The organism is Streptomyces subrutilus (assembly GCF_001746425.1).
Taxonomy (GTDB): Bacteria; Actinomycetota; Actinomycetes; order Streptomycetales; family Streptomycetaceae; genus Streptomyces; species Streptomyces subrutilus_A.
Window position 1 is genome coordinate 1,713,912 of sequence record NZ_MEHK01000001.1, and the last position, 25,975, is coordinate 1,739,886.

Genomic DNA, 25,975 nt, shown 5'->3' on the forward strand with positions numbered 1-25,975 from the left:
CCGTTCCGTACGGCTGCCTGCCCGTACTCTACGGTCCTCCGGGCGCGCTGGAGCCCGGCGGGGGCGGCGGCCCGGGCCGGGCCGGGGCGGTCGCGGACCCCTACCCATCGGTAGACGCGTCTGGCAAGCTCCCGCCATGAACTCCCCCGCCGCCGACCGCGCCCGGTACGACCGGGCGACCGCGCACCTGGACGCGCCGCTGGCCGTCGTGGACCTCGAGGCGTTCGACGCCAACGCCGACGACCTCGTGCGCCGGGCCGGCGGGAAGCCCGTCCGCGTCGCCAGCAAGTCCGTCCGCTGCCGCGCGCTCCTCGAACGGGTCCTGGCCCGGCCCGGGTTCGCCGGGATCATGTCGTACACGCTCGCCGAGTCGCTGTGGCTGGCCCGGTCGGGGTTCGAGGACGTGCTGCTCGCCTATCCGTCCGCCGACCGGGGCGCCTTCGCGGAGCTGGCGGACGATCCGAAGCTGGCCGGCGCGGTCACGGTGATGGTGGACGACGTGGCGCAGCTGGAGCTCATCGACCGGTCGCGGGACGGCGGGTCCCAGGAGATCCGGGTCTGCCTGGAGCTGGACACCGCGCTGCGGCTGTTCGGCGGGCGGGTACGGGTCGGGGCGCGCCGGTCGCCGCTGCGGGAGCCGGCGCAGCTGGCCGAGCTGGCCCGCGCGGTCGCCGCCCGGCCCGGGTTCCGGGTGGTCGGGCTGATGGCGTACGAGGGCCACGTCGCCGGGGTCGGGGACGCGCTGGCCGGGCGGCCGGTGCGGTCGCGGACGATCCGGCTCATGCAGGGCGCGGCCCGCAGGGAGCTGGCGGCGCGGCGGGCCGAGGTGGTGCGGGCGGTGCGGGCGGTGGTGCCGGACCTGGAGTTCGTCAACGGCGGCGGGACGGGCAGCGTCGCGCAGACGGCCGCCGAGGAGGCGGTGACGGAGATCGCCGCCGGGTCGGGGCTGTACCTGCCGCGGCTGTTCGACAACTACACCTCGTTCAGCGGTCGGCCGGCGGCGCTGTTCGCCCAGCCGGTGGTGCGCAGGCCCGGGGTGGGCGTGGTGACCGTGCTCGGCGGCGGGTATCCCGCCTCGGGGGCGCCGGGTGCGGACCGGCTGCCCGTCCCGTACCTGCCGCAGGGCCTGCGCTACGACCCGCAGGAGGGCGCCGGCGAGGTGCAGACCCCGCTGCTGGGCAGCCCGGCCGACGATCTGCTGATCGGCGACCGGGTCTGGTTCCGCCACGCGAAGGCGGGCGAGCTGTGCGAGCGGTTCGACGCCCTGCACCTGGTGGAGGGCGACCGGGTGACGGCCGCCGCCCCGACGTACCGGGGCGAGGGCCGCACCTTCCTCTAGTGCTGTGACCGGGCCCGCCGGGGGGCCGGAGGCCTAGAAGACCGAGTCCGCCTGGTCCGGGATGACGCTCCGGTCGTCCCGCAGGGCGGGGCCGGTCGTGCCGTCGCGGTCGACGTAGCCGGCGGTGGCGCACGGGTACGGGGCGGCCTTCTGCTTCTTCGGTTCGATGAACATGGGGTTGACGATCCAGCGCCCGTCGCTGTTGTCGTACGCCCGGCACATCAGCTCGTTCTTGTTGCGGTTGACGACGAGCCGCAGGGCGGTCGCGTCGCGCAGGAACGAGATGTCCGTGTCGGAGTCGCCCGCGGCGAACACCTGCCGGCGGGAGGCGGGCTGGACCTTCTCGGCGGCCGCACCGCGCACGCCGAAGATCTCCTGGTTGATCCAGCAGCGCTTGCCGTCGATGTACGTGATCATCGTGTCGGCGCCGTCCCGGACGGATCCGCAGCCCTGGAGGCGGGCGGTGAACTTCCCGTCCCGCCCGGTGGTGTTGCGTATGCCGATCACGTGGTCCGCGTCGATGCCGGCGCCCTCGGCCCACACCTCCACGACCGGCTGGGGCGAGGCGGAGCTGATCCAGACGTCGAAGCCGGCCTTCCGCAGGCCGCGCACCAAATCCTTCTGCTGGTCGTAGTAGCGGACCCAGCCGGTGGCGGTGCCGCTGCCGACCTTCTGCACGGCGCCGACGGGCGCGGTGAGGTTCTCGGTGCGGGCGGCGGCGGCGAAGCCGCGGATCTCGCGGGCGGTCCAGCCCCGCATCAGCTGGGCGAGCCAGGCGTACGAGGGCTCGGTCGTACGGCGGTCCCAGCCGGCGAAGGCGGCGGCGCCGGTCCGGGTGGCGGCCGTGCCGTACACGCTGTTGATCTCGTCGGCGCAGGCCGCGCCCCCGGGGGTTCCCGTGGGCAGCGGTGTGCCGGGTCGGGCGAGCGGCCCGCAGGCGCCGGCCAGCGCGCCGGCGGCGGCCGGGGTGAGGAAGCGGCTGGTGGTGGTCCAGTCGCCGTGGGCGGGCTGGCGGAGCCTGCCGTTGCGCAGCAGCCAGAACATGGTGGCGTCGCCGACGTCGTTCTTGACGACGGTGTTGTCCCAGTCGAAGACGGCGACGGGTTTGGTGCGGCCGCCGGCCCCGTGGGGGCCGCAGCGGCCGTACTCATCGACGAGGCGCTGGAGGCGGGCCTGGTTGTCCCCGTACCAGCCCGCGCCGATCGTCACCCGGGGGCACTCGGCCTGGCCGGCCTGGGCCGGCGGTGCCAGGAGGAGTCCGGAGGCGGTGACGGCCATGAGGGCGAGGGGGGCCGCCCGTCTTCTGTGCATGCTGCTCCTCGGGGTCTTCGGTGGTCGGGGTCCGGGAAAGGGAGCAGCCGGGCACCTCGCGGTGCCCGGCTGGGCTGGATGGGCCGGGCGCGGCCGGGCGCGGCCGGGCGGGCTACAGCGGGGTGACGTACGCGCCGGAGATGCCGCCGTCGACGAGGAAGTCGGTCGCGTTGATGAACGAGGAGTCGTCGCTGGCGAGGAAGGCGACGGCGGCGGCGATCTCGGTGGGCTCGGCGAACCGGCCCAGCGGGATGTGCACGAGCCGGCGGGCGGCGCGCTCGGGGTCCTTGGCGAACAGCTCCTGGAGGAGCGGGGTGTTGACGGGTCCGGGGCACAGGGCGTTGACCCGGATGCCCTCGCGGGCGAACTGCACGCCGAGCTCGCGGGACATGGCCAGCACGCCGCCCTTGGAGGCGGTGTAGGAGATCTGGGAGGTGGCGGCGCCCATGACGGCCACGAAGGAGGCGGTGTTGATGATGGAGCCGCGGCCCTGGCGCTGCATGTAGGGGAGGGCGGCCTTGCAGCACAGGTAGACGGAGGTGAGGTTGACGTCCTGGACCCGCTTCCAGGCCTCCAGGCCGGTGGTGAGGATCGAGTCGTCGTCCGGCGGCGAGATGCCCGCGTTGTTGAAGGCGATGTCGACGGAGCCGTAGGTGTCGAAGGCCGTCTGGAAGAGGGCCTCGACCTCCTCGGGGCTGGTGACGTCGACCTTCACGAAGGTGCCGCCGACCTCCTCGGCCGCGGCCTTGCCGGCCGTCTCGTCGATGTCGCCGCAGACGACGTCGGCGCCCTCGGAGGCCAGGCGGCGGGCGGTGGCGAGGCCGATGCCGCTGCCGGCTCCGGTGATGACGGCGGTACGGCCGACCAGGCGGCGGCAGACGGTCTCTTCAGTGCTCATTGCTTCAGGCCTCCGTGCTGATGAAGACGTTCTTGGTCTCGGTGAAAGCGGTGAGGGCGTCGGGGCCGAGCTCCCGGCCGAGGCCGGACTGCTTGTAGCCGCCGAAGGGGGTCCAGTAGCGGACGCTGCTGTGGGAGTTGACGGACAGGTTGCCGGCGGCGACGGCGCGCGACACGCGCAGCGCGCGGCCGATGTCGCGGGTCCAGAGGGAGCCGGAGAGGCCGTACTCGGTCGCGTTGGCCAGGCGTACGGCGTCCTCCTCGTCCTCGAAGGGCAGGACGACGGCGACGGGGCCGAAGACCTCCTCGGCGGCGACGGGCGCGGTGGGGGCGACGTCCGTGACGAGGGTCGGCGGGTACCAGAAGCCGGGGCCTTCGGGGGCCTTGCCGCGGATCGCGGCCAGGTCCGCGGTGACGTAGGACCGTACGCGCTCCAGCTGGGTGCGGGAGATGAGCGGGCCCATCTGGGTCTTCTCGTCGAGGGGGTCGCCGACGGCCACGGATTCGATGCCGGGGGCGACGAGCTCCAGGAAGCGGTCGTAGACGGAGCGCTGGACGAGGATCCGGGTGCGGGCGCAGCAGTCCTGGCCGGTGTTGTCGAGGAAGGACATCGGCGCGGCGGCCGCGGCGGCTTCCAGGTCGGCGTCGGCGAAGACGATGTTGGGGCTCTTGCCGCCGAGTTCGAGCGTGACGCGCTTCACCCGGTCGGCGCACTTGGCCATGATCCGCTTGCCGACGCGGGTGGAGCCGGTGAAGACGATCTTGGCGACGCCGGGGTGCTCGACGAGTGCGTCGCCCGTGACCGCCCCGTGGCCGGGGAGCACCTGGAAGAGGTGCTCGGGGATCCCGGCTTCGAGGGCGAGTTCGGCGAGGCGCAGCGCGGTGAGGGGGGTGGTCTCGGCGGGCTTGAGGATCACGGCGTTGCCCGCGGCGAGGGCGGGGGCAAGTCCCCAGGCGGCGATCGGCAGGGGGAAGTTCCAGGGGGCGATCACGCCGATGACGCCGAGGGGTTCGAGGAAGGTGACGTCGATGCCGCCGGCGACGGGGATCTGGCGTCCGGAGAGCCGTTCCACTCCCCCCGCGGCGAAGTCGAGCAGGTCGCGTACGTTGCCGGCCTCCCAGCGGGCGTTGCCGATGGTGTGCCCGGCTTCGCGGACCTCCAGCCGGGCCAGTTCCTCGATGTGGCCGTCGACGACGGCGGCGAAGCGGCGCAGGACCCGGGCCCGGTCGGCGGGGGCGGCCGCCGCCCAGCCGCGCTGCGCGGCGGCGGCTCTGGCGACGGCGGCATCGACATCGTCCCGTGTGGCGGCCGGGACGATGGCGACGATTTCCTCGGTGGCCGGGTTCAGCACCTCAAGAGGGAGGGCCAGCGGATCGGACACGTGGTGCCTCACAGACGTTCGGTCGGTTCGGTGGGGTTACAGGCGTTCGAAGGAGCGGCGCAGCTCCCAGTCGGTGACCGCGGAGTCGTAGGCGTCGAGTTCCACGCGGGCCATGTTCCGGTAGTGGGCGACGACCTCGGGGCCGAAGGCGGCCTTGGCGATCTCGCTGTTCTCCCAGAGCTCGGCGGCCTCGCGCAGGGTCGCCGGGACGTGTGCGTAGTCGGCGGTGTAGGCGTTCCCCCGGCACACGTCGGGCAGTTCGAGGCCGTGCTCGATGCCGTGGATCCCGGCCGCGACCAGGCCCGCGACGGCGAGGTAGGGGTTGACGTCGCCGCCGGGCAGCCGGTTCTCGAAGCGCATGGAGCGGCCGTGCCCGACGACGCGCAGGGCGCAGGTCCGGTTGTCCACGCCCCAGGCGACGGCGGTCGGCGCGAAGGATCCCGGCCGGAAACGCTTGTACGAGTTGATGTTCGGGGCGTAGAGAAGGGAGAAGTCGCGCAGCGCGGCGAGCTGGCCGGCCAGGAAGTGCCGCATGACCGGAGACATGCCGAGTCCCTGGTCGTCGGCGTCCCGGTCACCGGCGGCCATCGCGTTGCGCCCGTCGGCGTCGGCCAGGGAGAGGTGGATGTGGCAGGAGTTGCCCTCGCGCTCGTCGTACTTGGCCATGAAGGTGAGCGAGACGCCCTCCTGGGCCGCGATCTCCTTCGCGCCGGTCTTGTAGACGGCGTGCTGGTCGCAGGTGGTCAGCGCCTCGTCGTAGCGGAAGGCGATCTCGTGCTGGCCGAGGTTGCACTCCCCCTTCGCCGACTCCACGGTCAGGCCCGCGGCCTGCATCTCGTTGCGGATGCGGCGCAGCAGGGGTTCGATGCGGCCGGTGCCGAGGACGGAGTAGTCGATGTTGTACTGGTTGGCGGGGGTCAGGCCGCGGTAGTTGGCGTTCCAGGCCTGTTCGTAGGTGTCCTGGAAGACCATGAACTCCAGCTCGGTGCCGACCATCGCGGCGTAGCCGTGCTCGGCCAGGCGTTCGAGCTGGCGGCGCAGGATCTGCCGGGGGGCGGCGACGACCGGAGTGCCGTCGTTCCAGGCGAGGTCGGCGAGGAGGAAGGCACTGCCGGGGTTCCAGGGGAGGCGGCGCAGGGTGGCGTGGTCGGGGTGCATGGCGAAGTCGCCGTAGCCCCGGTCCCAGGAGGACATCTCGTACCCGTCGACGGTGTTCATGTCGGTGTCGACGGCGAGGAGGTAGTTGCAGCCCTCGGTGCCGTGCGCGAGGACCTCGTCGAGGAAGAACTGTGCGGCGAACCGCTTGCCCTGGAGGCGTCCCTGCATGTCGGGGAAGGCCAGGACGACTGTGTCGATCTCGCCGCCGGCGACCAGGGAGCGCAGCTCCTCGATCGCCAGCGGCGGCTTGCGGTCTACCACGGGAATCTCTCCTTCGGTGAGCCGAGGACGCCTAAGGTATTGAATAGAACCATTGCTTGGGAAGGGGAGGGGCCAAGATGACCGACACGGCGAGCGAGGGTGGCGCGATCGCGCGGCTGAATCCCGTGCTGCGACAGGTGCGGGCGGGCAACGGGTTCGAGGAGGCGCTGGAGCAGATCCTCCAGGTGGTCCGGCTGGGCCTGGTGCCGGGCGGCGAACGGTTGCCGCCCGAGCGCGAGTTGGCCGAGCGGATGGGGATCAGCCGGGTCACCCTGCGCGAGGTCCTGAAGGTACTGCAGGACCAGGGGCTGGTGGAGGCGCGGCGCGGCCGGTACGGCGGGACGTTCGTGCTGCCCCGGCCGGACACCCCGGCGGGCGGCGCCGAGGAGGAGCTGCGCCGGCGCGTCGCGGGCGTGGACATCGAGGACGCCCTGCGGTTCCGCGAGGTCCTGGAGGTGGGGGCGGCCGGCCTGTGCGCCTCGCAGGGGCTGACCGAGGAGGGCGCCGAACGGCTGCTCGGCGCCCTGGCCGCCACCCACGACGCCCCCCTCGCCGACTACCGGCGCCAGGACACCCTCTTCCACCTGACCCTGTGCGAACTGGCCGGATCCGCCACCCTGACGGCCCAGTACGCCGCCGTCCGGGCCACGGTCAACGACCTGCTGGACTGCATCCCGCTGCTGGTGCGCAACCTGGAGCACTCGCAGCAGCAGCACACGGCGCTGGTGGAGTCCGTGCTGGAAGGGGACGCCGACGGGGCCCGCGAGACGATGCGCGAGCACTGCTGCGGCACGGCGGCGCTGCTGCGGGGCTTCCTGGCGTGACCGCCCGACCCCCCGGGAGCGATTCGTAACTTCCGTTTAACGCAGAGGTCTTGCGCTCTCCACCGCACTGCGGCAAAGGTACGGGCCACAACCATTGCCCTGAGGCAGGAGCGCACGATGGCCGACGACATCGAGGCACGGCTGAGCGCCGTACCCGCACCCACCCCGTCCCCCAAGGGCGGCGGCAGCCACGACGACTACCTGGAACGCCGCACGCTGCGCCGGGGCAGCGCCGGCTGGCTGCTGCTGACCGGTCTCGGCGTCGCGTACGTGGTCTCCGGCGACTTCTCCGGCTGGAACGTCGGCCTCGACAAGGGCGGCTTCGGCGGTCTCGCCATCGCCACCGTCCTGATGGGCGCGATGTACGCGTGCCTGGTCTTCTCCCTGGCGGAGCTCTCCACCATCCTGCCCACGGCGGGCGGCGGGTACGGATTCGCCCGCCGCGCCCTCGGCCCCTGGGGCGGCTTCCTCACCGGTACCGCCATCCTGATCGAGTACATCCTGGCCCCGGCCGCGATCGTCATCTTCATCGGCGACTACGTCGAGTCCCTCGGCCTCTTCGGCCTCACCTCCAGCTGGCCCGTCTACCTCGGCTGCTTCGTCGTCTTCGTCGGGGTCCACCTGTGGGGCGTCGGCGAGGCGCTGCGCTTCAGCCTGGTCGTGACCGCGATCGCCGTCGCCGCGCTGCTGATCTTCGCGGTGGGAGCCCTCACCGAGTTCGACGCCTCCGGCCTGGACGACATCCCGGTCGACGCGAGCGCCTTCGGCTCGAACTCCTGGCTGCCGATGGGGCTGCTGGGCATCTGGGCCGCGTTCCCCTTCGGCATGTGGTTCTTCCTGGGCGTGGAGGGCGTACCGCTGGCCGCCGAGGAGGCCAAGGACCCGGTCCGCTCCATGCCGAAGGCGCTGGCGATCTCCATGGGCATCCTCGCCCTGCTGGCCCTGGTCACCTTCTTCGCGGCGACCGGCGCGCAGGGCGCGGACGCCGTCAAGTCGGCGGGCAACCCGCTGGTCGTGGCGCTGGAGGGGGACGGCGGCCCGACCGCGCTGAGCCGCTTCGTCAACTACGCGGGCCTGGCCGGGCTGGTGGCCTCCTTCTTCTCCCTGATCTACGCGGGCTCCCGCCAGCTCTTCGCCCTCTCCCGGGCCGGCTACCTGCCGCGCTTCCTCTCGCTCACCTCGCAGCGCAAGGCCCCCTACCTGGGCCTGATCATCCCCGGCGCGATCGGCTTCGCCCTCGCCGCGGCCACCGGCAACGGCGCCCGCATGCTCAACATCGCGGTGTTCGGCGCGACCATCTCCTACGCCCTGATGGCCCTCTCGCACATCGTGCTGCGCCGCCGGGAGCCGGCCTTGGAGCGGCCGTACCGCACTCCGGGCGGCGTCCTGACCTCCTCGGTGGCCTTCGCGCTCGCCCTCTCGGCCCTGGTCGCCACCTTCCTGGTGGACAAGGACGCCGCCTTCATCGCGCTGGCCGTGTACGCCGTCGCCCTGGCCTATTTCGCGCTCTACAGTCGGCACCACCTCGTAGCCTCGGCTCCCGAGGAGGAGTTCGCGGCGCTGGCGCAGGCCGAGGCGGAACTGACCCGCGACTGACTCCTGCCGCCCCGCCCGTCCCGCACCGCCTTCCGGAGGTAGCCCGTGCCACGGCCGCTCATCGGCATCACCACCTACATCGAGGACTCCACCCGCTACGGGGTGTGGGACCTCCCGACGTCCCTGGTCCCCGCGGGGTACTACGAACTCGTCCAGGCGGCGGGCGGCGCGGCCGTGCTGCTGCCGCCGGACGAGCCGGGGGCGGCGGCGGAGGTGCTGAGCCGGGTGGACGGCCTGGTCGTCGCGGGCGGCCCCGACGTGGACCCGGTCCATTACGGGGCCGCCCGCGACCCGCGTACGGGCCCGCCCGCGACGGTGCGCGACCACTGGGAGCTGGCCCTGATCGCGGCCGCGCTGGACGCGGACCTGCCCGTCCTCGGCGTCTGCCGGGGCATGCAGGCCCTCAACGTCGCCCTGGGCGGCACGCTCGTCCAGCACCTCGACGGCCACTTCGACACTCCGGGCGCCATGTCCTGGCACCCGGTCCGCCCGGTCCCGGGGACCCGGTACGCGGCCCTGGTCCCGGAGGAGGCGGAGGTCCCGACCTACCACCACCAGGCCGTCGACCGCCTGGGCCGCGGCCTGATCGCCTCGGCCCACGCGGCCGACGGCACGGTGGAGGCCATCGAACTCCCCGACCCGGCCCGCTGGGTCCTCGGCGTGCAGTGGCACCCCGAACGCGACAAGGACACCCGCGTCATGTCCGCCCTGGTAGCAGCCGCCGCATCCCACACCGCCATCCCGGTGCCCTGACCCCTGCCCGGGGTGGGCGCCGCCTGCCAAGCGCGCCTCAAAGATCGGGGCTCCGCCCCGGGCCCCGCGCCTCAAACGCCGGTGGGGCCGGCTATGGCCGTCCCCCGAAACCGCGCCCGCGCCGAGCGCGACTCCAGCCCCGCCGGCGTTTGAGGCGCGGGGCCCGGGGCGGGCTCAATGCCCCGGCGGCCTAGTTCCGGCGGGTCAGGGACAGCAGGTCCCGGGCCGGCCCCGCAGGCCTCGCCCCCGCGGGCCAGACGGCCCGCAAGGCACGCCCCAGCGCGGCGCCCGCCACCGGCACCTCCACCAGCCTCCGCGCCGCCAGCTCGTCCCCCACCGCCAGCTCCGACAGGACACACGGCCCGGCCCCGCTCAGCGCCGCCGCCTTGACCGCGGTGGTCGACGCCAGTTCCAGCAGCGGCGCGGCCAGCCCCCCACACCCCGCCAGCGCGGCGTCCAGTACCTGCCGCGTACCCGACCCCCGCTCCCGCAGGATCAGCGGCGCGGCCGCCAGCTCCGCGACCTCCACCCCCTTCGAGCGCCGCGCCCACGCGTGCCCCGGGGCCACCGCCACCACCAGCCGGTCCTGCGCGATCACCGCCGAGTCCAGCCCCTCGGGAACCGTCAGCCCCTCCACGAAGCCGAGGTCCGCCTCGTGCGCGAGGACCCGCTCCGCGACCACCGCCGAGTTCCCGGCGTGCAGCGACACCGCCGTGTCGGGCCGCTGCCCGCGCAGGGCGATCAGCCACCCCGGCAGCAGGTACTCCGCGATCGTCATGCTCGCCGCCACCCGCAGCCGCGAGTCCCGCCGCCCCCGCAGCGCCTGCGCCCCCGCGTCGAAGGCCTCCGCGGCCTCCACCACCCGCCGGGCCCAGTCCGTGACCAGCGCGCCCTCCGCCGTCAGCGTGGAGCCCCGCGGCGACCGGTCCACCAGGGCCACCCCGAGCCGCGCCTCCATCGCCCGGATCCGGCTGCTCGCCGCGGGCTGGGTGATCCCCAGCCGCCTGGCCGCACCGCTCAGGCTCCCCACGCGCGCCACCGCGAGCAGCAGCTCCAGCGCCCCCAGGTCCGGCACCCGGTGCGCCAGCGGCACCCACTCCTCATTACCCATAACATCAGTTTATGACCCTATAGCGAGAAGGCCTCTGCCCCCCGCTCCCACCAGCGACGACGCTGGATCCATGGCCACCACCCTCGTGCGACCCCGCACCCCCGCCACCACCCCCGAGACCGCCCGGCGGGCCCACAAGGCCCTGCGGCAGCTCGGTCCCAACTGGTACGCCTCGATCATGGGCACGGCGATCGTGGCCAACGCCGGCGCCGCCCTGCCCTACCAGCTCCCCGGCCAGCGCGTGGCCTGCCAGCTCGTCTGGGCGCTGTCCGCCGTCGCACTCGCCGTGCTGCTCACCGCCCGCGCCGGCCACTGGCTCCACCACCGCGACCAGGCCCGCGCCCATCTCCTCGACCCCGCCGTCGCCCCCTTCTACGGCTGCCTCTCGATGGCGCTGCTGGCCGTCGGCGGCGGCACCCTCATCGTCGGCAAGGACCTGATCGGCACCGGCGCCGCCGTGGCCGTCGACGCCGTGCTGTTCACCGCCGGCACCGCGATCGGCCTGGTCATGGCCGTGGTGGTGCCCTACCTGATGGTGGTCCGCCACAAGGTCGAGGCCGCGCAGGCCACCCCCGTCTGGCTGCTCCCCCTGGTCGCCCCCATGGTCTCGGCCGCCCTCGGCCCGCTGCTGATACCCCACCTGCCCGCCGGCCAGCCCCGCGAGGCCATGCTGCTCGCCTGCTACGCCATGTTCGGCATCAGCCTGCTGGCCACCCTGCTGATGCTCCCCCTGGTCTTCGGCCGGCTGATCGTGGGCGGTCCCCTCCCCCTGGCCCTGACCCCCCCCCTCTTCCTGGTCCTCGGCCCCCTCGGGCAGTCCACCACCGCCGTGAACCAGCTCGCCGACATGGCCCCCCAGTCGATCGGCGCCCCCTACGCCGGCGCGCTCGGCGCCTTCGCGGTCGTCTACGGGGTCCCCGTGATGGGCTTCGCCCTGCTGTGGACCGCCCTCGCCACGGCCATGCTGGTACGGGCCGCCCGCCACGGCATGGGCTTCACGATGACCTGGTGGGCCCTGACCTTCCCCGTCGGCACCTGCGTCACCGGCGCCGCCGGCCTGGCCCGCCACACCGGCCTCACCGCCTTCGCCTGGCTCGCCGCGGCCCTCTTCCTCGCCCTGCTGGCCGCCTGGCTCCTCGCCGCCGCCCACACCCTGCGCGGCCTGTTCACCGGCCGCCTCCTCGCCGCCGCCTAGAGCGGTACCCCCGCCTCCCGCAGGGCCCCGGCCAGCACCCCCGGCGCCTCGGCCAGCGACGGGCCGTACCAGGTCAGGTGCCGCCCGCCGACCAGGGCCGCGGGCAGGCCCGGGAAAGCCTCCGGGCCGTCCTGGGCGGTGAAGCGGTACGGCTCGTCCGGGAGCACCACCAGATCGCAGCCCGCGGCCGCGAGCTCCTCCACCGGAATCCTGGGATACCGCTCCGGGTGCCCCGCGTAGACGTTGCGCACCCCCAGCCGGGCGAGCAGGTCGCCCGCGAAGGTGTTCCGGCCCAGCACCATCCACGGCCGCCGCCACACCGGCACGAAGGCCGTCCGCTCGGCGGCCGGCTCGACCCGGGCCCACGCGGCCTCGGCGTCCGAAAGCCACCCCGGCCTCGCCAGCCCCAAGACCCCGACCAGCAGCCGGTCCAGTTCGCGCAGGGCCTGGGGCAGCTCGCGCACCTCGGTGACCAGCACCTCCAGCCCGGCCGCCCGCAGCGCCGCCAGGTCCGGGGCCCGGTTCTCCTCCTCGTTGGCGATCACCAGGTCCGGGCGCAGCTCCGCGATCCGCCGTACCGCGGGGTTCTTGGTCCCCCCGATCCGCACCGCGCCCCCGAGGTCCGCGGGGTGGGTGCACCAGTCGGTGACCCCGACGAGCAGCCCGGGCGCGGTCACGGCCACCGCCTCGGTCAGGGACGGCACCAGCGAGACGACCCGCCGCACGCCGCTCAGTGCCCCGGGGACGGCGGCTCGGAGGTCGCGTGGATGTGGTCGCCCACCGCCACCACCAGGATCCGGGTGTCCTCGGTGACGGCCCGCCAGCGGTGCCGTACGCCTCCCGACAGGAACAGCGCGTCGCCGCTCTCCAGCCGGTACGCCCGCCCCTCCGCCTCGACCTGGCAGGCGCCCGCGACGACGTACATCAGCTCGTCGTTGCGGTGCTGGTACTCGCGCCCGGCGTCCTGGTCCCCGGTGAACTCCAGGGCGTGCAGCTGGTGATGCCCGCGGACGAGGGGCCGTACGCCCGGCACCGGCGTGAGCCCGGATTCGTCACCGGCCCGTACGAGGTCCACCGTGCGCGCGGTGTCGGACGCGGCGAGCAGCTCGACGGCCGTGGTCTCCAGTGCGTCGGCGACCCGTTCCAGGGACCGCATGCTGGGCCGGGCCCGCTCGTTCTCTATCTGGCTCAGGAACGGGACCGACAGCCCGCTGCGCGCCGACACGGCCGCCAGGGTCAGGTGGAGCGCGCGGCGCCGCTTTCGTACGGCGACGCCCACCCGGAGCGGCTCCTTGCCGTCCTTGTCCTTTTCCTTGTCCCTGTCCATGGCCATGCCCTTGGGGCTCTTGTCGTCCAGGCCGTCCGTGCCGTCCCTGTCGTTCATCTCGGGGCTGCCCTCCCCATGTCCGTCGCACATCGGTGTGCTGTAAGCACCTTACGCAGCAACCGCCCCCCGTTTCGCGTGCACGGGTGTTCCCGTACCGGATCGCTCACTGTCCGTGGGCGCTCGCGGGGCCGTCGGCGGCGTTGCGGCATCATCGTCTGCGTGACGACACGACGCCTGATGCTCCTGGACACCGCCTCCCTCTACTACCGGGCCTACTTCGGCGTGCCGGACTCCGTGAAGGCCCCCGACGGCACTCCGGTCAACGCCGTGCGCGGACTGCTCGACTTCATCGGCCGGCTGGTCCAGGACCACCGACCGGACGACCTCGTGGCCTGCATGGACGCGGACTGGCGGCCGCACTGGCGGGTGGAGCTGATCCCCTCGTACAAGGCCCACCGGGTCGCGGTGGAGACCGAGACCGGACCGGACGTGGAGGAGACCCCCGACACCCTGGCCCCGCAGGTCCCGATCATCGAGGCGGCGCTGGACGCCTTCGGCATCGCCCGCGTGGGCGTGGCCGGTTACGAGGCGGACGACGTGATCGGCACTCTCACCGCCCGCGCGAGCGGCCCGGTGGACATCGTCACCGGCGACCGGGACCTGTACCAACTGGTGGACGACGCCCGGCAGCGGCGGGTGCTCTACCCCCTCAAGGGCGTGGGCACCCTCCAGGTGACGGACGAGGCGTGGTTGCGCGAGAAGTACGGGGTGGACGGCCCCGGGTACGCGGACCTGGCGCTGCTGCGCGGGGACCCGAGCGACGGCCTGCCGGGCGTCCCCGGCATCGGGGAGAAGACGGCGGCGAAGCTCCTCGACGCCTACGGCTCGCTCGCCGGGATCATCGCGGCGGTCGACGACCCGAGGTCGAAGCTGACACCCGCACAGCGCAAGCGGCTCGACGAGTCCCGCCCCTATCTGGCAGTGGCCCCGAAGGTGGTCCAGGTGGCCGCCGATGTCCCGCTCCCGCCGTTCGACCCGGCCCTTCCGGCCGCCCCGGCGCAGCCGGAACTCGTCGACGCCCTCGCCCGTCGGTGGGGTCTGAGTGGAGCCGTGTCGCGCCTCAGCAGCGCACTCCGACCCTGAGGTGCTAACTTAGGTTATCCTAAGTTGATTCAGGGGAGTCAGGGGAGACACCGTGGCAGAAGGACGCGCCCGTTCCGTCGGCACCTCCGTCGTCGTACGCACCGAGCGGCTCACCCCGCACATGGTGCGGATCGTGCTGGGCGGTGACGGGCTGGCCGGGTTCGGCGCGGGCGAGTTCACCGACCACTACATCAAGATCCTCTTCCCGCCGCAGGGCGTCTCGTACCCCGAGCCGTGGGACCTGGAGCTGATCCGCGCCCACTTCCCGCGGACGCAGTGGCCGAGGCAGCGCGCGTACACCGTACGGAACTGGGACGCGGCGCACCGCGAGCTGACGCTCGACTTCGTCGTCCACGGCGACGAGGGCCTGGCCGGCCCGTGGGCGGCCCGGGTCCAGCCGGGTGCGGTCGTACGGTTCCTCGGACCGGGCGGCGCCTACGCGCCGGACCCGGCGGCCGGCTGGCACCTGCTGGTCGGCGACGAGAGCGCGCTTCCGGCGATCGCGGCGGCGATGGAGCGGATGCCGGCGGGTGCGCGGGTCCACGCCTTCGTGGAGGTCGAGGGCCCGGCGGCCGAGCAGAAGGTCGCCACGCCGGACGGCGTCGTCCCGGTCTGGCTCCACCGCGGGGACCGCCCGATCGGCGAGGCGCTGGTGGAGGCGGTCATGGCGCTGGAATTCCCCTCCACGGACGTCCACGCCTTCGTCCACGGGGAGGCGGGCTTCGTGAAGGACCTCCGCCGCCACCTCCGCCTGGAACGCGGCATCGCCCGCGAACGCCTGTCGATCTCCGGCTACTGGCGCCTGGGCGAGACGGACGAGGGCTGGCGCGCGATCAAGCGCGACTGGAACGCGGCGGTGGAAGCCGAACAGGAACACGCGACAGCCGCGTAACCGCCTGCGGCGAGGCCCAGCAGCCCCCACCCGGCCGACCCTCCGAACAGGCGGCTGCCAACGCTGAGCCGCCCCCAACCCCGCGCACCCAACAAGCGCGGCCCCGCAACGCCCACACCCCAGACGCGGACACACAGGGGTGCAGCGCCGCCAAGCCAAACCCACCCCCGCCGACGCTTGAGGCGCGGGGGCCCGGGGCAGAGCCCCGCAACGGCGCCGCACCCAACACCCAGCCCCGCCCCACACGCCCGCGCGCACGCGCACGCGCACGCGGCGCCGAGCCAAACCCAGCCCCGCCGGCGCTAGAGGCGCGGGGCCCGGCTGCGGCCCCGCCCCACACGCCCGCGCGCACGCGCACGCGGCGCCGAGTCAAATCCAGCCCCGCCGGCGTTTGAGGCGCGGGGGTCCGGGGGCGGCGCCCCCGGCAACGGCGCCGCACCCAACCAGCACCCCTCCGCGGCATCAGGCACGGCTGCACAGCCACAGCCACACCCCCCACGCCCGCGCACGCGGCGCCGAGCCAAACCCAGCCCCGCCGGCGCTCGAGGCGCGGGGGCCCGGGCCAGAGCCCCGGCTGTGTCGCCGCCAGCCCGCGCGCACCCGCGCCCCCGGCGGGACAATGACCCCATGCGTACGCTCGGCGCAGCCGTCCTGGCGGGGGCCGCCCTCCTGCTGGCCACCGCAGGGACATCGGCCCCCAGCCCCCCACCCGCCCCGCAACCCGCCCTAGGCGACGCGGCCGTCGCCAAGGCCGTGGCCCGCCTGGACACCACGGTCCAGGACATGATGCGCCGCACCGGCGTCCCCGGCGTCTCGGTGGCCGTCGTCCACGACGACAAGGTCGTCCACCTCAAAGGCTTCGGCGTCCGCCGCACCGGCGAGAGCGCCGCCGTCGGCACCGACACCGTCTTCCAGATCGCCTCGCTCTCCAAACCGGTCTCCTCCACCGTCGTGGCCGGCACCCTCACCGGCCCCGACGAGTGGGACCGCCCCGCGACGCTCCCCGGGTTCTCCCTCAAGGACCCCTGGGTCACCGGACACGTCACCACCGCCGACCTGTTCTCCCACCGCAGCGGCCTCCCCGACCACGCCGGCGACCTCCTCGAAGACCTCGGTTACGACCAGGCGTACATCCTCGACCACCTGCGCCTGGAGCCCCTGACCCCGTTCCGCGCGAGCTACGCGTACACCAACTTCGGCCTCACCGCCGCCGCCGAGGCCATCGCCCGCGCCAAGGGCACCAGCTGGCAGAAGCTCAGCGCCGACACCCTCTTCAAGCCCGCCGGCATGACCCGCACGAGCACCGAGTTCGACGCGTACTCGAACTCCCCCGACCACGCCGCCACCCACGTCAGGAACCCGGACGGCACCTGGAGCCCCCGCTTCGTCCGCGACCCGGACGCCCAGGCCCCGGCCGGCGGGGTCAGTTCCACGGCCCGCGACATGTCCCGCTGGCTGCGCCTCCAGCTCGCCGGCGGCACCCTCGACGGGAAGCGGATCATCCCCGCCGACACCCTGGCCCGCACGCACGTGCCCGAGATCGTCTCGCAGCCGCCCGCGACCCCCACGGCCCGCACCGGCTTCTACGGCCTCGGCTGGAACGTCTCCTACGACGACGCCGGCCGCCTGCGCCTGAGCCACTCCGGCGCCTTCGACCTCGGCGCGAACACCAACGTCACCATGCTCCCCCTGGAGCGGCTCGGCATCGTCGTCCTGACCAACGGCGCGCCCGTCGGCCTGGCCGACGCCGTCGCCCTCGACTTCTTCGACTTCGCCGAGCACGGCAAGGCCACCGCCGACTGGCTGGGCCTGGCAGGCTCCCTCTACGCGCAGATGGAGGAGGCGGACCGCTCCCCCACCGACTACGCGGACCCGCCCGCCACCGCCCGGCCGGCCCAGGACAGCGCCGCGTACACCGGCACCTACACCAGCCCGTACTACGGCAAGGCCACGGTGACCGCCGACGACACGGGCGGGCTCACCCTGTCCCTCGGCCCGAAGCCGCTGCGCTTCCCCCTCACCCACTACGACGGCGACACCTTCAGCTTCGAGACGGCCGGCGAGAACGCGGTCGGCCGCACCGGGGTGACCTTCGCCGACGGCACGCTCCGCGTCGAGTACCTCGATGCCGACCACCTGGGCACCTTCACCGAGCAGTAGGGGTGTCCGCATAGCCTGTCCCCGATGAGACGCAGAGCCCAGCCACCCCCTTCTCCGCTGCCCCAGCGCGCCGGCATCGACCCGGTGCGGCTGCGGCTGCCCCCCGATCCGGACGGCGCCTGGCCGGACCTCGGCAGCTACCTCGCCGCGCACTACGCGGGCGGCCCGGGCGCCGAGGCCGTCGCCCGGCTGCTGGCCGACGGCCGGCTGCTCGGCCCGGGCGGGCGTGTCCTGCACGCGCGGGACCCGTACGAGCCGGGCGGCTACCTGTGGTTCCACCGCGACCTGCCGGCCGAGGCTCCCGTCCCCTTCGCGGTCCGTGTCGTCCACCGCGACGCGCACCTCCTGGTCGTGGACAAACCGCACTTCCTCGCGACCACCCCGCGCGGCAGCCACGTCACCCAGACCGCCCTCGCCCGGCTCCGCGCGGAGCTGGACCTGCCCGCCCTCAGCCCGGCGCACCGGCTGGACCGGCTGACGGCGGGGCTGGTGCTGTTCAGCGTCCGACCCGAGGACCGGGGGGCCTACCAGCTCCTGTTCCAGCAGCGCCGCGTGTACAAGGAGTACGAGGCGCTGGCGCCCCACGACGCCGAGCTGGCCTTCCCCCGCACGGTCCGCAGCCGCATCGAGAAGGCCCGCGGGGTCATCGCGGCGGCCGAGGTCCCCGGCGGGGAGCCCAACGCGCAGACCCTGGTGGAACTCACCGGAGCCCGCGGCGGGCTGGGCCGCTACCGGCTGACCCCGCACACCGGCCGCACCCACCAGCTGCGCGTGCACATGAACAGCCTGGGCCTGCCCATCCTGGGCGACCCGGTGTACCCGCGGGTCACCGACCCGGCGCCGGACGACTACCGCCGGCCGCTGCAACTGCTGGCCCGCGTACTGGGGTTCACCGACCCGGTCACCGGCATCGACCACCGCTTCGAGAGCGGCCGCACCCTCCAGGCCTGGCACGACCGCGCCGCCTGGGAAACGGGGCCCGGCAAGGACGACTAGGGGGTGTCGTACCGGCCGGGCCGGGCCCGAGCCCCCGCGATGCGCAGCGCCGCGCCGGCGGTGGCCCCAAGAGCGCCTAGCCGACGGAGCTGTAGGCCACCACACCCCGCAACAGGGCGTCCACGGCCTTGCGGGCGTTCCTGGCCACCGTGCTGCCGCTGTCGCCCGAGGCCGAGGGGGCCGCGGCGGCGACCTGCCCCAGCACGTCGATGACCTGCTTGCACCAGCGCACGAAGTCGCCGGCCGGCATCTCCGCCTCGCGCAGCACCTCGTCCAGGCTCTTGTCGGAGGCCCACTGGTAGGCCGCCCACGCGAAGCCGAGGTCCGGCTCGCGCTGGCCCACACCCTCGGCCTGGTTGATGCGGTGCTCCTCCTCCAGGGCGTCGAGCCGGCCCCAGATGCGGACCATCTCGCCGAGGGCGGCCTTCGCCGCGCCGCCCGGCACCTTCGGCGCGACCGCGTCGTCGGACTGCCGTGCCTCGAAGACCAGCGCCGAGACGCAGGCGGCCAGTTCGGCCGGGCTCAGACCCTCCCAGATGCCCGCGCGCAGGCACTCGGAGGCCAGCAGGTCCAGCTCTCCGTACAGCCGGGCGAGCCGCTTGCCGTGCGCGGTGACCTCGTCCTCGCGCAGGTAGTCCAGCTCGGTCAGGAGCGCGTGGATGCGGTCGAAGGTGCGGGCGATGGTGTTCGTCCGCCCCTCGATCCGCCGCTCCAGCTGCTGGGTGTCCCGCTTGAGCCGGTGGTAGCGCTCCGCCCAGCGGGCGTGGTCCTCGCGCTCGTCGCAGCCGTGGCAGGGGTGCGCCCGCAGCTCCGCCCGGAGCCGGGCGATCTCGCGGTCGTCGGCCGCCGCGGCCCGGCCGCGTCCGCGCCGTTCCGGCGTGATGTGCCCTGCCTTGGACCGCAGTTGGGAGGCCAGGTCCCGACGGGACTGCGGGGAGCGGGCGTTGAAGGTCTTGGGGATCCGCATCCGGTCGAGGGCCTCCACCGGAACCGGGAAGTCGATCGCGGCGAGCCGCTTGACCTGCCGCTCGGCGGTGAGCACGAGCGGGCGCGGGCCCTCCGCGTACTCGTACCCGCGGTGCCCGTTGACCCGCCCGGCCGGCACGCCCGGGTCCAGGACCAGCGCGAGCCCGGCGAACTTGCCCGTCGGCACGTGGATGATGTCGCCCGGCTTGAGCTTCTCCAGCGAACTGGCCGCCTGCACCCGCCGCTGCGCCGCGCCCTGCTTGGCCAGCTCGGTCTCGCGGTCCTTGAGGTCCCGGCGCAGCTGCGCGTACTCCTCGAAGTCTCCGAGGTGGCAGGTCATGCCCTCCCGGTAGCCCTCCAGGCCCTCCTCGTTGCGCTGCACCTGCCGGGAGATCCCGACGACCGAGCGGTCGGCCTGGAACTGCGCGAAGGAGGTTTCGAGCAGCTCGCGCGAGCGGTGCCGCCCGAACTGGCTGACCAGGTTCACGGCCATGTTGTAGGAGGGCTTGAAGCTGGAGCGCAGCGGATACGTACGGGTACCCGCGAGCCCGGCGAGCGCCGCCGGGTCCATGCCCCGCTGCCACAGCACCACCGCGTGGCCCTCGACGTCGATGCCGCGCCGGCCGGCCCGGCCGGTCAGCTGCGTGTACTCGCCGGGGGTGATGTCGGCGTGCTGCTCGCCGTTCCACTTGACCAGCTTCTCCAGGATGACCGTGCGCGCCGGCATGTTGATGCCCAGGGCCAGGGTCTCGGTGGCGAAGACGGCCTTGACCAGGCCCCGTACGAAGAGCTCCTCCACGACCTCCTTGAAGGTGGGCAGCATGCCCGCGTGGTGCGCGGCGATGCCCCGCTCCAGGCCTTCGAGCCACTCGTAGTAGCCCAGGACGTGCAGGTCCTCGTCGGGGATGGAGGCGGTCCGCGCCTCGACGATCTCGCGGACCCTGAGGCGCGCGGAATCGTCGTTGAGCCGCAGGCCCGCGAACAGGCACTGCTGGACGGCGGCCTCGCAGCCGGCCCGGCTGAAGATGAAGTTGATGGCGGGCAGCAGCCCGTCGCCGTCGAGCCGGGCGATGACCTCGGGCCGGGAAGGGGTCCAGATCCGGCCGCGGGAGCGCCGCTCGCGCTCGCGGTCGGCCTCGCGGACCATCTTCCCGCGCCGCCGGTCCTTGGGACTGTAGGTGCGGCTGTTCTCCTCGCGGGCCATCCGCAGCAGGTCGGGATTGACCTCGCGGCGGGCGGAGCCGCGGCCGCCGTGGTCGGACTCCTCCTCGAAGAGGTCGAAGATCCGGCGGCCGGCCATGACGTGCTGCCACAGCGGTACGGGCCGCTCCTCCGAGACGATCACCTCGGTGTCGCCCCGCACGGTGTCCAGCCAGTCGCCGAACTCCTCGGCGTTGGACACGGTGGCCGACAGTGACACCAGGGTCACCGACTCGGGGAGGTGGATGATCACTTCCTCCCAGACGGCTCCGCGGAACCGGTCGGAGAGGTAGTGCACCTCGTCCATCACGACGTACCCGAGGCCGCGCAGCGACTGGGAGCCCGCGTACAGCATGTTGCGGAGCACCTCGGTGGTCATCACGACCACCGGCGCTTCGGAGTTGACGCTGTTGTCGCCGGTGAGCAGGCCCACCTTGTCGGCGCCGTAGCGCTTGACGAGGTCGGCGTACTTCTGGTTCGACAGGGCCTTGATGGGCGTCGTGTAGAAGCACTTGCGGCCCTGCTGGAGGGCCAGGTGCACGGCGAACTCGCCGACGATCGTCTTGCCCGAGCCGGTCGGGGCGGCCACCAGGACGCCCTTGCCCGCCTCCAGTGCCTTACAGGCCTCGACCTGGTACGGATCCAGGTCGAATGCGTACATCTCGCGGAAGGGCGCCAGCGCGCTGGCCTCTTCGGCGGCGCGGATCCGGGCAGCGGCGTACCGCTCGGCCGGTGAGAGTTCTTCGGTCATCTTGTGATCGAGCCTACCCGCCCCCTCTGACAACAGTCGCGATCATTTAAGTGAGCAGCCGCAGGGCCCCGGGGGCGCACGGGGCGGGCACGGGGAGCGGCCCGACGGGCTCCCCGTCGGCGTAGGCGGTGAGCACCTTCAGGTGGCCTCGGGGGGCCCCTTGCACACGCCCGCGCGGACGGCGGCGCGCAGCCGGGGCAGAGCGTCGTACCTGTCAGGTCGCGTCGTCGTAGCCGTTGATCCGCCGGCGGCCGCCGTCCGTCTGGCCGGGCAGCGCGGCGGGAGCGGGAACCGCTTCCCTCTCGCCGATCGGCGCCGGGGTGAGGTCCAGCTCGGAGGCCTCGTCGTCGTCGAGCCCCGCGTCGGGGTCGTTGCGCCGGCGCCTGCGGTCGTTGACCAGGCAGATGCCGAGTGCGACGAAGTAGAGGGCCACGATCGGGGCGGCCAGCGACAGCATGGTGAGCGGGTCGCCGGTGGGCGTCGCGAAGGCGGCGAAGACGGTGATGCCCAGGACCATGGCGCGCCACCAGCTCGCCAGTCGCTTCGCCGTCAGTACGCCGGTGAAGTTGAGCAGGATCAGCAGCAGCGGCAGCTCGAAGGCCAGGCCGAAGACGATCACCATGCGGGCGACCAGGTCGAGGTAGTCGTCGACCGGCAGCAGGTTGCGCGCGTGGTCCGGGGTGAACTCGAGCAGGATCATCGCGGTCTGCGGAAGGATCTTGTACGCGAGGACCGCGCCGGCCATGAAGAGCGGAGCGCCGACCGCGACGAAGGCGCGCGCGTACTTCTTCTCGTGGTGGTGCAGCCCGGGCGCCGTGAACGCCCACAGCTGGTAGAGCCACACCGGAGTGGACAGCACCACACCGGCCATCAGCGAGACCTTCAGGGCGATCGAGAACGCCGAGATCAGGCCGTTCACGGTCATGTCGGCGCAGGGCCGGCCGTTACGCTGGGTCACCACCCCGTTGGTGCAGCCGACCGAATCCAGCATCGGCTTCAGCAGGAAGTTGATGATGTCCCGGTAGAAGACGGCGGCGACGGCCGTGATCACCAGGATCGCCAGGACCGACTTCAGCAGGCGGTTTCGCAGCTCACGCAGGTGCTCGACGAGAGGCATGCGCCCTTCGGCGTCCTTGGCCTGTCGTCCTTTTTTCTCCTGCTTGCGGGCAGACTTGAGCAACCCACGTCCCTTGTCTCGTTGCAGATGACTGGCGTGTCCGGCTTTGGTCAGCCCTGGGTGGTGCGGTTCGGCTCGTTGACGGGCCGCGAGCTGGTGACGTCACCGGGCGCCGCCTGGATGGTGCGCGGGGCGACGGGCTGCTGCGGGGCCTGGTCGGCGACCGGGGCCGCGGCGGCCGCGTCCTCCGCCTCGCCGTCCTTCTTCATGGCCTTGGCCTCGCTCTTGAGGATGCGGGCCGACTTGCCGAGGGAACGGGCCATCTCGGGGAGCTTCTTGGCGCCGAACAGCAGCACGATGACAGCGATGATCAGAAGGATCTCAAGGGGCTTCAGATTGCCGATCATGTGTGTCTTCCTTCTCACCGAAACGGCTGGTTGTGGTGGCTGTGGACGGCTCGGACACGGATCCGGTAACCGCTCAGGCAAGGATCGTAACCCCCGGGGGTTAACGCCCGGCAATCCCCCGGGGTACCCCCGCTTGCACGCGGGACGGATGTTCACGCCTCGTTCACACCGGTTCGTCCCGCTTTACGGCCGCATCCCGCGGCCCGTCCGGGCCAGGTCGGCCGCGGCCCGCTCGAGGTCCTCCGTGGCGGCCGCGATCCGGCGGCTGGCCGTCGCGACCTGCCCGGAGAGTCGGCGGACCTCCACGAAGACCCGTACGGCGGGCACGGCGAGGACGGCGATCCCGAGGAAGCCCAGGGCAATTGCGAACATCGGCCACAGCATGGGACGAGCCTAGGCCACCGGACGCCTCAGACGCTGCGCAGGGTGCTCACTCCTCCCCCGGTCAGCAGTTCCACGATGCGCTCCCCCGCGGGCTTGCGGACGGACGCACCGCACCGCGGGCAGGTGAAGGAGTAGAAGGTGGTCCGCCGGCTGCCGCCGATGACCAGCCGCAGGGCCGCCGCGTCCAGCTCGAAGCGGGCGCTGCAGTCGGGACACGCCGCCTTGAAGGCCACGCACCCCGTTGAAGCCGAAGAAACTGACGTACCCGACACAGGCGACATCGACCGCTGCTCCCCTCAGACCTGCTCGCCGTACCCCGCGAGTGCTTCCCGGGCCGCGCTGCGCGCGCTGTCCGCCAGCTCCGCGGGGGCCACGATCCGCCCCTCGCGGCCCAGCCGCAGCGCGAGCCGGCGCAGCGAGGCCGGGTCCGGGCTGCGCAGCGTGATCCGCAGGCCGCCCCCCTCCAGTTCCTCCGCGCTGTCGTGCGGGTAGTACTCGGCCACCCAGCGCCCGCCGGGCCCGACCTCGACCACCACCTCCGGGTCCTCGGCGGCCGGCTGGACCAGCCCCTCGGACAGGTCGCGCGGCTCGATGGCGGGCGGCTCGGCCCGCTCGTCCAGCAGCCGGATCTCGGCCACCCGGTCCAGGCGGAAGGTGCGCCGGGCCTCGGAGAGGTGGCACCACCCCTCCATGTAGGTGTGCCCGACCGCGAAGAGCCGGATCGGGTCGACCTTGCGCTCGGTGAGCTCGTCGCGCGCCGGCGAGTAGTACCGCAGCCACAGCCGGCGCCGCTCGGCGATGGCCCGGTCGACGTCCGCGAAGACCCCGCCCTCCGATTCGAAGGTCACCGACAGCCGGGAGCTGGCCCCGGCGGCCTCGCCCGCCGCGGCCTCCAGCTTGGCGGTGGCCCGCAGCAGCGCGTCCCGGTCGCCCTCGCGCAGCCCCGGCAGGGTGGCCACCGCGCGGGCGGCGACCAGCAGCGCGGTCGCCTCGTCGGCGGCCAGCCGCAGCGGCTCGGCGGTGGACTCCCCCGAGGCGTCGGGGTTGCGCCACCAGATCCGCTCGCCGTCGGTGTCGATGTCGAGCAGGTCCCCGCCGCGGAAGCTGGTCCCGCACATGGGAAGGACGTCGAGGTCCGAGATCAGCTCGTCCTCGGTGATCCCGAAGGCGCGCGCGACGTCGGCGACGTGCGCGCCCGGGCGCTCGCGCAGATAGGTCACCAGGGACAGCATCCGGCGGGTCTGGTCGATGGCGTTGGCAGCCATGCTGGTACGTCTCCCCCTCAGGGCGTAGCTACAGGTGTTCGGGTCAGCCCTGGGCGACGGCGCGCAGCCGGTCCACCACGTCGGCCCGCAGGTCGGCGGGCTCCACGACCACCACGTCGGGGCCGAACTCCACGAGCCAGGCGTCCAGCCCGTGCCCGTAGGGGATCTCCAGCTCGTCCCAGCCGTCCCCGCCCTCGCGCACGGCGGTGGCCTTGGCCCGCAGCGGGTAGCCCGCCCCGGCGCGCAGCCGGATCAGCGCGGAGCGTTCCGCGCTCTCCCCGGCCCAGCTCGCCACGGTCTCCCGTACGGTCACCACGTCCGGCACCTCGGCGGTGTACCTGCCGGCGCGGGAGCGCACCTTGCCGGTGATCCGGGAGAGCCGGAACACCCGCTCCGCTCCGCGGTCGCGATCGAATCCGGCCAGGTACCAGTGGCCGCGCCAGCACTCCAGCGCCCATGGCTCCACCTGCCGGGTCCCGGGGGTGGCGGCGGTGGACTTGCGGTAGTCGAAGACGACGGGCCGGCGGTCGCGGCAGGCCAGCATCAGCGGCTCGAAGGCCGCCTCGTGGACCGGGATGCGCGGCTCGATGGCGCTGTGCTGCCCCTCGTACGGGTCCCCCGCCTCGGGCATCCCGCCGGCGCGCAGCTTCTGCAGGGCGCCGCTGGCGGCCCCGGCGAGCCGGGCCTGCTGCCAGACCTTCGCCGCGAGACCCAGGGCCGCGGCCTCCTCGGCGTCCAGGGAGACGGGGGGCAGCCGGTTGCTGTCGCGGCGGGCCAGGTAGCCGGTTTCGCCCTCCAGGTTCTCCACCGTCTCGATGACGAGGCCGAGTTCGCGCAGATCGTCCTTGTCCCGCTCGAACATGCGGTTGAAGGACTCGTCGTTGCCGGCTTCCATGTAGGCCTCGATGGAACCGCGCAACTCCCGCTTGCTCAGCGGCCGTCGGGTGCCCAGCAGGCACAGCGCCAGATTCATCAGCCGCTCGGCCTTGGCAATCGCCATCGACGCCGTTCCCCCGTTCTCGACACACACACTCGTGAGCGCTGACCGTACCGTCCCGGCGGGCCCGGACAAAAGCGAGGGCCCCCGCCTCACGGCGGGGGCCCTCAACGTGCGCGTCCTGGGATCAGACGGCGATCAGGTCGCAGACGAAGATCAGCGTCTCGCCCGGGGCGATCACGCCGCCGCCCGCGCCGCGGTCACCGTAGGCGAGGTGCGCGGGGATGACGAGCTGGCGGCGGCCGCCGACCTTCATGCCCTGGATGCCCCGGTCCCAGCCCGTGATGACCTGGCCGGCGCCCAGCTTGAAGTCCAGCGGGGCCCCGCGGTTCCAGGAGGCGTCGAACTCCTCACCGGTGGAGAGGGCGACACCCACGTAGTGGACCTTGACGAAGTCGCCGGCCTTGGCCTCGGCGCCGTCGCCCTCCCAGATCTCCTTGATCACCAGGTCGGCCGGAACGCCGCCCTCGTAGAAGTCGATCTCGGGCTTCTCGAGCTTGTCGCTCACGGAACTGCTCCTCATGCGTACGAACGGGGGCCCAA

Annotated in this window: 24 protein-coding genes; 9 read left to right on the forward strand and 15 right to left on the reverse strand. The window is 73.3% G+C overall.

The genetic code is table 11. The annotated features are described in order from the left end of the window. The first annotated feature begins 136 nt into the window (after nt 1–136). Entirely contained in the window at nt 137–1,339 is a 1,203-nt protein-coding gene (locus tag BGK67_RS08750; protein ID WP_069919544.1) for an amino acid deaminase/aldolase, read from the forward strand. Between the two features lie 33 nt (nt 1,340–1,372). Here BGK67_RS08750 and BGK67_RS08755 read toward each other — a convergent pair whose 3' ends face one another. The 4 genes from BGK67_RS08755 to BGK67_RS08770 form a co-directional block, all read right to left on the reverse strand. Further along, nucleotides 1,373–2,650 (reverse strand): haloacid dehalogenase-like hydrolase, encoded by a 1,278-nt coding sequence (locus BGK67_RS08755; protein ID WP_069919545.1) that lies wholly within the window; start codon nt 2,648–2,650, stop codon nt 1,373–1,375. 112 nt (nt 2,651–2,762) lie between these two features. Next, on the reverse strand, nt 2,763–3,548 hold the full coding sequence (locus BGK67_RS08760) for a 3-oxoacyl-ACP reductase (RefSeq protein WP_069919546.1): 786 nt from the start codon (nt 3,546–3,548) through the stop codon (nt 2,763–2,765). A 4-nt stretch (nt 3,549–3,552) separates the two neighbouring features. Further along, complete coding sequence (locus BGK67_RS08765) at nt 3,553–4,929, reverse strand: aldehyde dehydrogenase family protein (protein ID WP_208948667.1); 1,377 nt, start codon at nt 4,927–4,929, stop codon at nt 3,553–3,555. Nucleotides 4,930–4,965: 36 nt separating this feature from the next. After that, entirely contained in the window at nt 4,966–6,348 is a 1,383-nt protein-coding gene (locus BGK67_RS08770; protein ID WP_069919547.1) for a glutamine synthetase family protein, read from the reverse strand. 77 nt (nt 6,349–6,425) lie between these two features. On the opposite strand from BGK67_RS08770, the gene BGK67_RS08775 reads away from it, so the two are divergent. The 3 genes from BGK67_RS08775 (at nt 6,426) to BGK67_RS08785 (ending at nt 9,521) form a co-directional block, all read left to right on the forward strand. Continuing rightward, nucleotides 6,426–7,172: a FadR/GntR family transcriptional regulator gene (locus BGK67_RS08775; RefSeq protein ID WP_069919548.1), complete on the forward strand. Its 747-nt coding sequence runs from the start codon at nt 6,426–6,428 to the stop codon at nt 7,170–7,172. Between the two features lie 117 nt (nt 7,173–7,289). Continuing rightward, nucleotides 7,290–8,768 carry an ethanolamine permease gene (gene eat / locus BGK67_RS08780; RefSeq protein ID WP_069919549.1) on the forward strand — a complete coding sequence of 493 codons (1,479 nt, stop codon included), beginning with the start codon at nt 7,290–7,292 and terminating at the stop codon, nt 8,766–8,768. A gap of 45 nt (nt 8,769–8,813) precedes the next feature. Then, a complete protein-coding gene (locus BGK67_RS08785) occupies nt 8,814–9,521 on the forward strand; it encodes a gamma-glutamyl-gamma-aminobutyrate hydrolase family protein (RefSeq protein ID WP_069919550.1) in 708 nt (235 codons plus the stop codon). 190 nt (nt 9,522–9,711) lie between these two features. Here the strand turns inward: BGK67_RS08785 and BGK67_RS08790 are convergent, their stop codons facing one another. Continuing rightward, nucleotides 9,712–10,632, reverse strand: a complete 921-nt coding sequence (locus BGK67_RS08790) for a LysR family transcriptional regulator (protein ID WP_069919551.1) — start codon at nt 10,630–10,632, stop codon at nt 9,712–9,714. A 70-nt stretch (nt 10,633–10,702) separates the two neighbouring features. On the opposite strand from BGK67_RS08790, the gene BGK67_RS08795 reads away from it, so the two are divergent. After that, nucleotides 10,703–11,827 (forward strand): TDT family transporter, encoded by a 1,125-nt coding sequence (locus BGK67_RS08795; protein ID WP_079154088.1) that lies wholly within the window; start codon nt 10,703–10,705, stop codon nt 11,825–11,827. Here the strand turns inward: BGK67_RS08795 and BGK67_RS08800 are convergent. Beyond that, on the reverse strand, nt 11,824–12,552 hold the full coding sequence (locus BGK67_RS08800) for a helical backbone metal receptor (protein ID WP_069919552.1): 729 nt from the start codon (nt 12,550–12,552) through the stop codon (nt 11,824–11,826). The two genes, BGK67_RS08795 and BGK67_RS08800, sit on opposite strands and share 4 nt — an antisense overlap. A 5-nt stretch (nt 12,553–12,557) precedes the next feature. Further along, a complete protein-coding gene (locus BGK67_RS08805) occupies nt 12,558–13,154 on the reverse strand; it encodes a helix-turn-helix domain-containing protein (RefSeq protein ID WP_069923721.1) in 597 nt (198 codons plus the stop codon). 237 nt (nt 13,155–13,391) lie between these two features. Here BGK67_RS08805 and BGK67_RS08810 point away from each other — a divergent pair, with 237 nt between their 5' ends. From BGK67_RS08810 to BGK67_RS08825, 4 genes are all read left to right on the forward strand, one after another. Then, nucleotides 13,392–14,297 (forward strand): 5'-3' exonuclease, encoded by a 906-nt coding sequence (locus BGK67_RS08810; protein ID WP_069919553.1) that lies wholly within the window; start codon nt 13,392–13,394, stop codon nt 14,295–14,297. Nucleotides 14,298–14,349: 52 nt separating this feature from the next. Then, entirely contained in the window at nt 14,350–15,189 is an 840-nt protein-coding gene (locus BGK67_RS08815) for a siderophore-interacting protein (protein ID WP_069919554.1), read from the forward strand. A 627-nt stretch (nt 15,190–15,816) separates the two neighbouring features. Continuing rightward, a complete protein-coding gene (locus BGK67_RS08820) occupies nt 15,817–17,349 on the forward strand; it encodes a serine hydrolase (protein ID WP_069919555.1) in 1,533 nt (510 codons plus the stop codon). 24 nt (nt 17,350–17,373) lie between these two features. Beyond that, on the forward strand, nt 17,374–18,345 hold the full coding sequence (locus BGK67_RS08825) for a pseudouridine synthase (protein WP_069919556.1): 972 nt from the start codon (nt 17,374–17,376) through the stop codon (nt 18,343–18,345). A gap of 76 nt (nt 18,346–18,421) precedes the next feature. Here BGK67_RS08825 and BGK67_RS08830 read toward each other — a convergent pair whose 3' ends face one another. The 8 genes from BGK67_RS08830 to BGK67_RS08865 all read right to left on the reverse strand — a co-directional run bounded on the left by BGK67_RS08830 (nt 18,422) and on the right by BGK67_RS08865 (nt 25,955). Then, entirely contained in the window at nt 18,422–21,262 is a 2,841-nt protein-coding gene (locus BGK67_RS08830) for a DEAD/DEAH box helicase (protein WP_069919557.1), read from the reverse strand. A 214-nt stretch (nt 21,263–21,476) separates the two neighbouring features. After that, nucleotides 21,477–22,442 (reverse strand): twin-arginine translocase subunit TatC, encoded by a 966-nt coding sequence (gene tatC / locus BGK67_RS08835; RefSeq protein ID WP_069919558.1) that lies wholly within the window; start codon nt 22,440–22,442, stop codon nt 21,477–21,479. 47 nt (nt 22,443–22,489) lie between these two features. Continuing rightward, entirely contained in the window at nt 22,490–22,786 is a 297-nt protein-coding gene (gene tatA / locus BGK67_RS08840; protein ID WP_069919559.1) for a Sec-independent protein translocase subunit TatA, read from the reverse strand. Between the two features lie 183 nt (nt 22,787–22,969). Further along, the gene (locus BGK67_RS08845; protein WP_069919560.1) at nt 22,970–23,170 is read right to left on the reverse strand and encodes a hypothetical protein; all 201 of its coding nucleotides are present in this window, start codon (nt 23,168–23,170) and stop codon (nt 22,970–22,972) included. A 26-nt stretch (nt 23,171–23,196) separates the two neighbouring features. Next, nucleotides 23,197–23,451 carry a CpXC domain-containing protein gene (locus BGK67_RS08850; RefSeq protein ID WP_069919561.1) on the reverse strand — a complete coding sequence of 85 codons (255 nt, stop codon included), beginning with the start codon at nt 23,449–23,451 and terminating at the stop codon, nt 23,197–23,199. Between the two features lie 15 nt (nt 23,452–23,466). Beyond that, the gene (locus BGK67_RS08855) at nt 23,467–24,435 is read right to left on the reverse strand and encodes a helix-turn-helix transcriptional regulator (RefSeq protein WP_069919562.1); all 969 of its coding nucleotides are present in this window, start codon (nt 24,433–24,435) and stop codon (nt 23,467–23,469) included. 43 nt (nt 24,436–24,478) lie between these two features. Continuing rightward, the gene (locus BGK67_RS08860) at nt 24,479–25,435 is read right to left on the reverse strand and encodes a helix-turn-helix transcriptional regulator (protein WP_069919563.1); all 957 of its coding nucleotides are present in this window, start codon (nt 25,433–25,435) and stop codon (nt 24,479–24,481) included. 124 nt (nt 25,436–25,559) lie between these two features. Then, nucleotides 25,560–25,955: an FKBP-type peptidyl-prolyl cis-trans isomerase gene (locus BGK67_RS08865; RefSeq protein ID WP_069919564.1), complete on the reverse strand. Its 396-nt coding sequence runs from the start codon at nt 25,953–25,955 to the stop codon at nt 25,560–25,562. Nucleotides 25,956–25,975 lie beyond the last annotated feature (20 nt).

What these genes read in the sequence shown, in the direction of transcription:
- BGK67_RS08750 (WP_069919544.1), top strand. Translation starts at nt 137, where the DNA reads ATGAACTCCCCCGCCGCCGACCGCGCCCGGTACGACCGGGCGACCGCG.
- BGK67_RS08755 (WP_069919545.1), bottom strand. Translation starts at nt 2,650, where the DNA reads ATGCACAGAAGACGGGCGGCCCCCCTCGCCCTCATGGCCGTCACCGCC.
- BGK67_RS08760 (WP_069919546.1), bottom strand. Translation starts at nt 3,548, where the DNA reads ATGAGCACTGAAGAGACCGTCTGCCGCCGCCTGGTCGGCCGTACCGCC.
- BGK67_RS08775 (WP_069919548.1), top strand. Translation starts at nt 6,426, where the DNA reads ATGACCGACACGGCGAGCGAGGGTGGCGCGATCGCGCGGCTGAATCCC.
- eat (WP_069919549.1), top strand. Translation starts at nt 7,290, where the DNA reads ATGGCCGACGACATCGAGGCACGGCTGAGCGCCGTACCCGCACCCACC.
- BGK67_RS08790 (WP_069919551.1), bottom strand. Translation starts at nt 10,632, where the DNA reads ATGGGTAATGAGGAGTGGGTGCCGCTGGCGCACCGGGTGCCGGACCTG.
- BGK67_RS08795 (WP_079154088.1), top strand. Translation starts at nt 10,703, where the DNA reads ATGGCCACCACCCTCGTGCGACCCCGCACCCCCGCCACCACCCCCGAG.
- BGK67_RS08805 (WP_069923721.1), bottom strand. Translation starts at nt 13,154, where the DNA reads ATGGACAGGGACAAGGAAAAGGACAAGGACGGCAAGGAGCCGCTCCGG.
- BGK67_RS08810 (WP_069919553.1), top strand. Translation starts at nt 13,392, where the DNA reads ATGCTCCTGGACACCGCCTCCCTCTACTACCGGGCCTACTTCGGCGTG.
- BGK67_RS08820 (WP_069919555.1), top strand. Translation starts at nt 15,817, where the DNA reads ATGCGTACGCTCGGCGCAGCCGTCCTGGCGGGGGCCGCCCTCCTGCTG.
- BGK67_RS08825 (WP_069919556.1), top strand. Translation starts at nt 17,374, where the DNA reads ATGAGACGCAGAGCCCAGCCACCCCCTTCTCCGCTGCCCCAGCGCGCC.
- BGK67_RS08830 (WP_069919557.1), bottom strand. Translation starts at nt 21,262, where the DNA reads ATGACCGAAGAACTCTCACCGGCCGAGCGGTACGCCGCTGCCCGGATC.
- tatA (WP_069919559.1), bottom strand. Translation starts at nt 22,786, where the DNA reads ATGATCGGCAATCTGAAGCCCCTTGAGATCCTTCTGATCATCGCTGTC.
- BGK67_RS08845 (WP_069919560.1), bottom strand. Translation starts at nt 23,170, where the DNA reads ATGCTGTGGCCGATGTTCGCAATTGCCCTGGGCTTCCTCGGGATCGCC.
- BGK67_RS08850 (WP_069919561.1), bottom strand. Translation starts at nt 23,451, where the DNA reads ATGTCGCCTGTGTCGGGTACGTCAGTTTCTTCGGCTTCAACGGGGTGC.
- BGK67_RS08855 (WP_069919562.1), bottom strand. Translation starts at nt 24,435, where the DNA reads ATGGCTGCCAACGCCATCGACCAGACCCGCCGGATGCTGTCCCTGGTG.
- BGK67_RS08860 (WP_069919563.1), bottom strand. Translation starts at nt 25,435, where the DNA reads ATGGCGATTGCCAAGGCCGAGCGGCTGATGAATCTGGCGCTGTGCCTG.
- BGK67_RS08865 (WP_069919564.1), bottom strand. Translation starts at nt 25,955, where the DNA reads ATGAGGAGCAGTTCCGTGAGCGACAAGCTCGAGAAGCCCGAGATCGAC.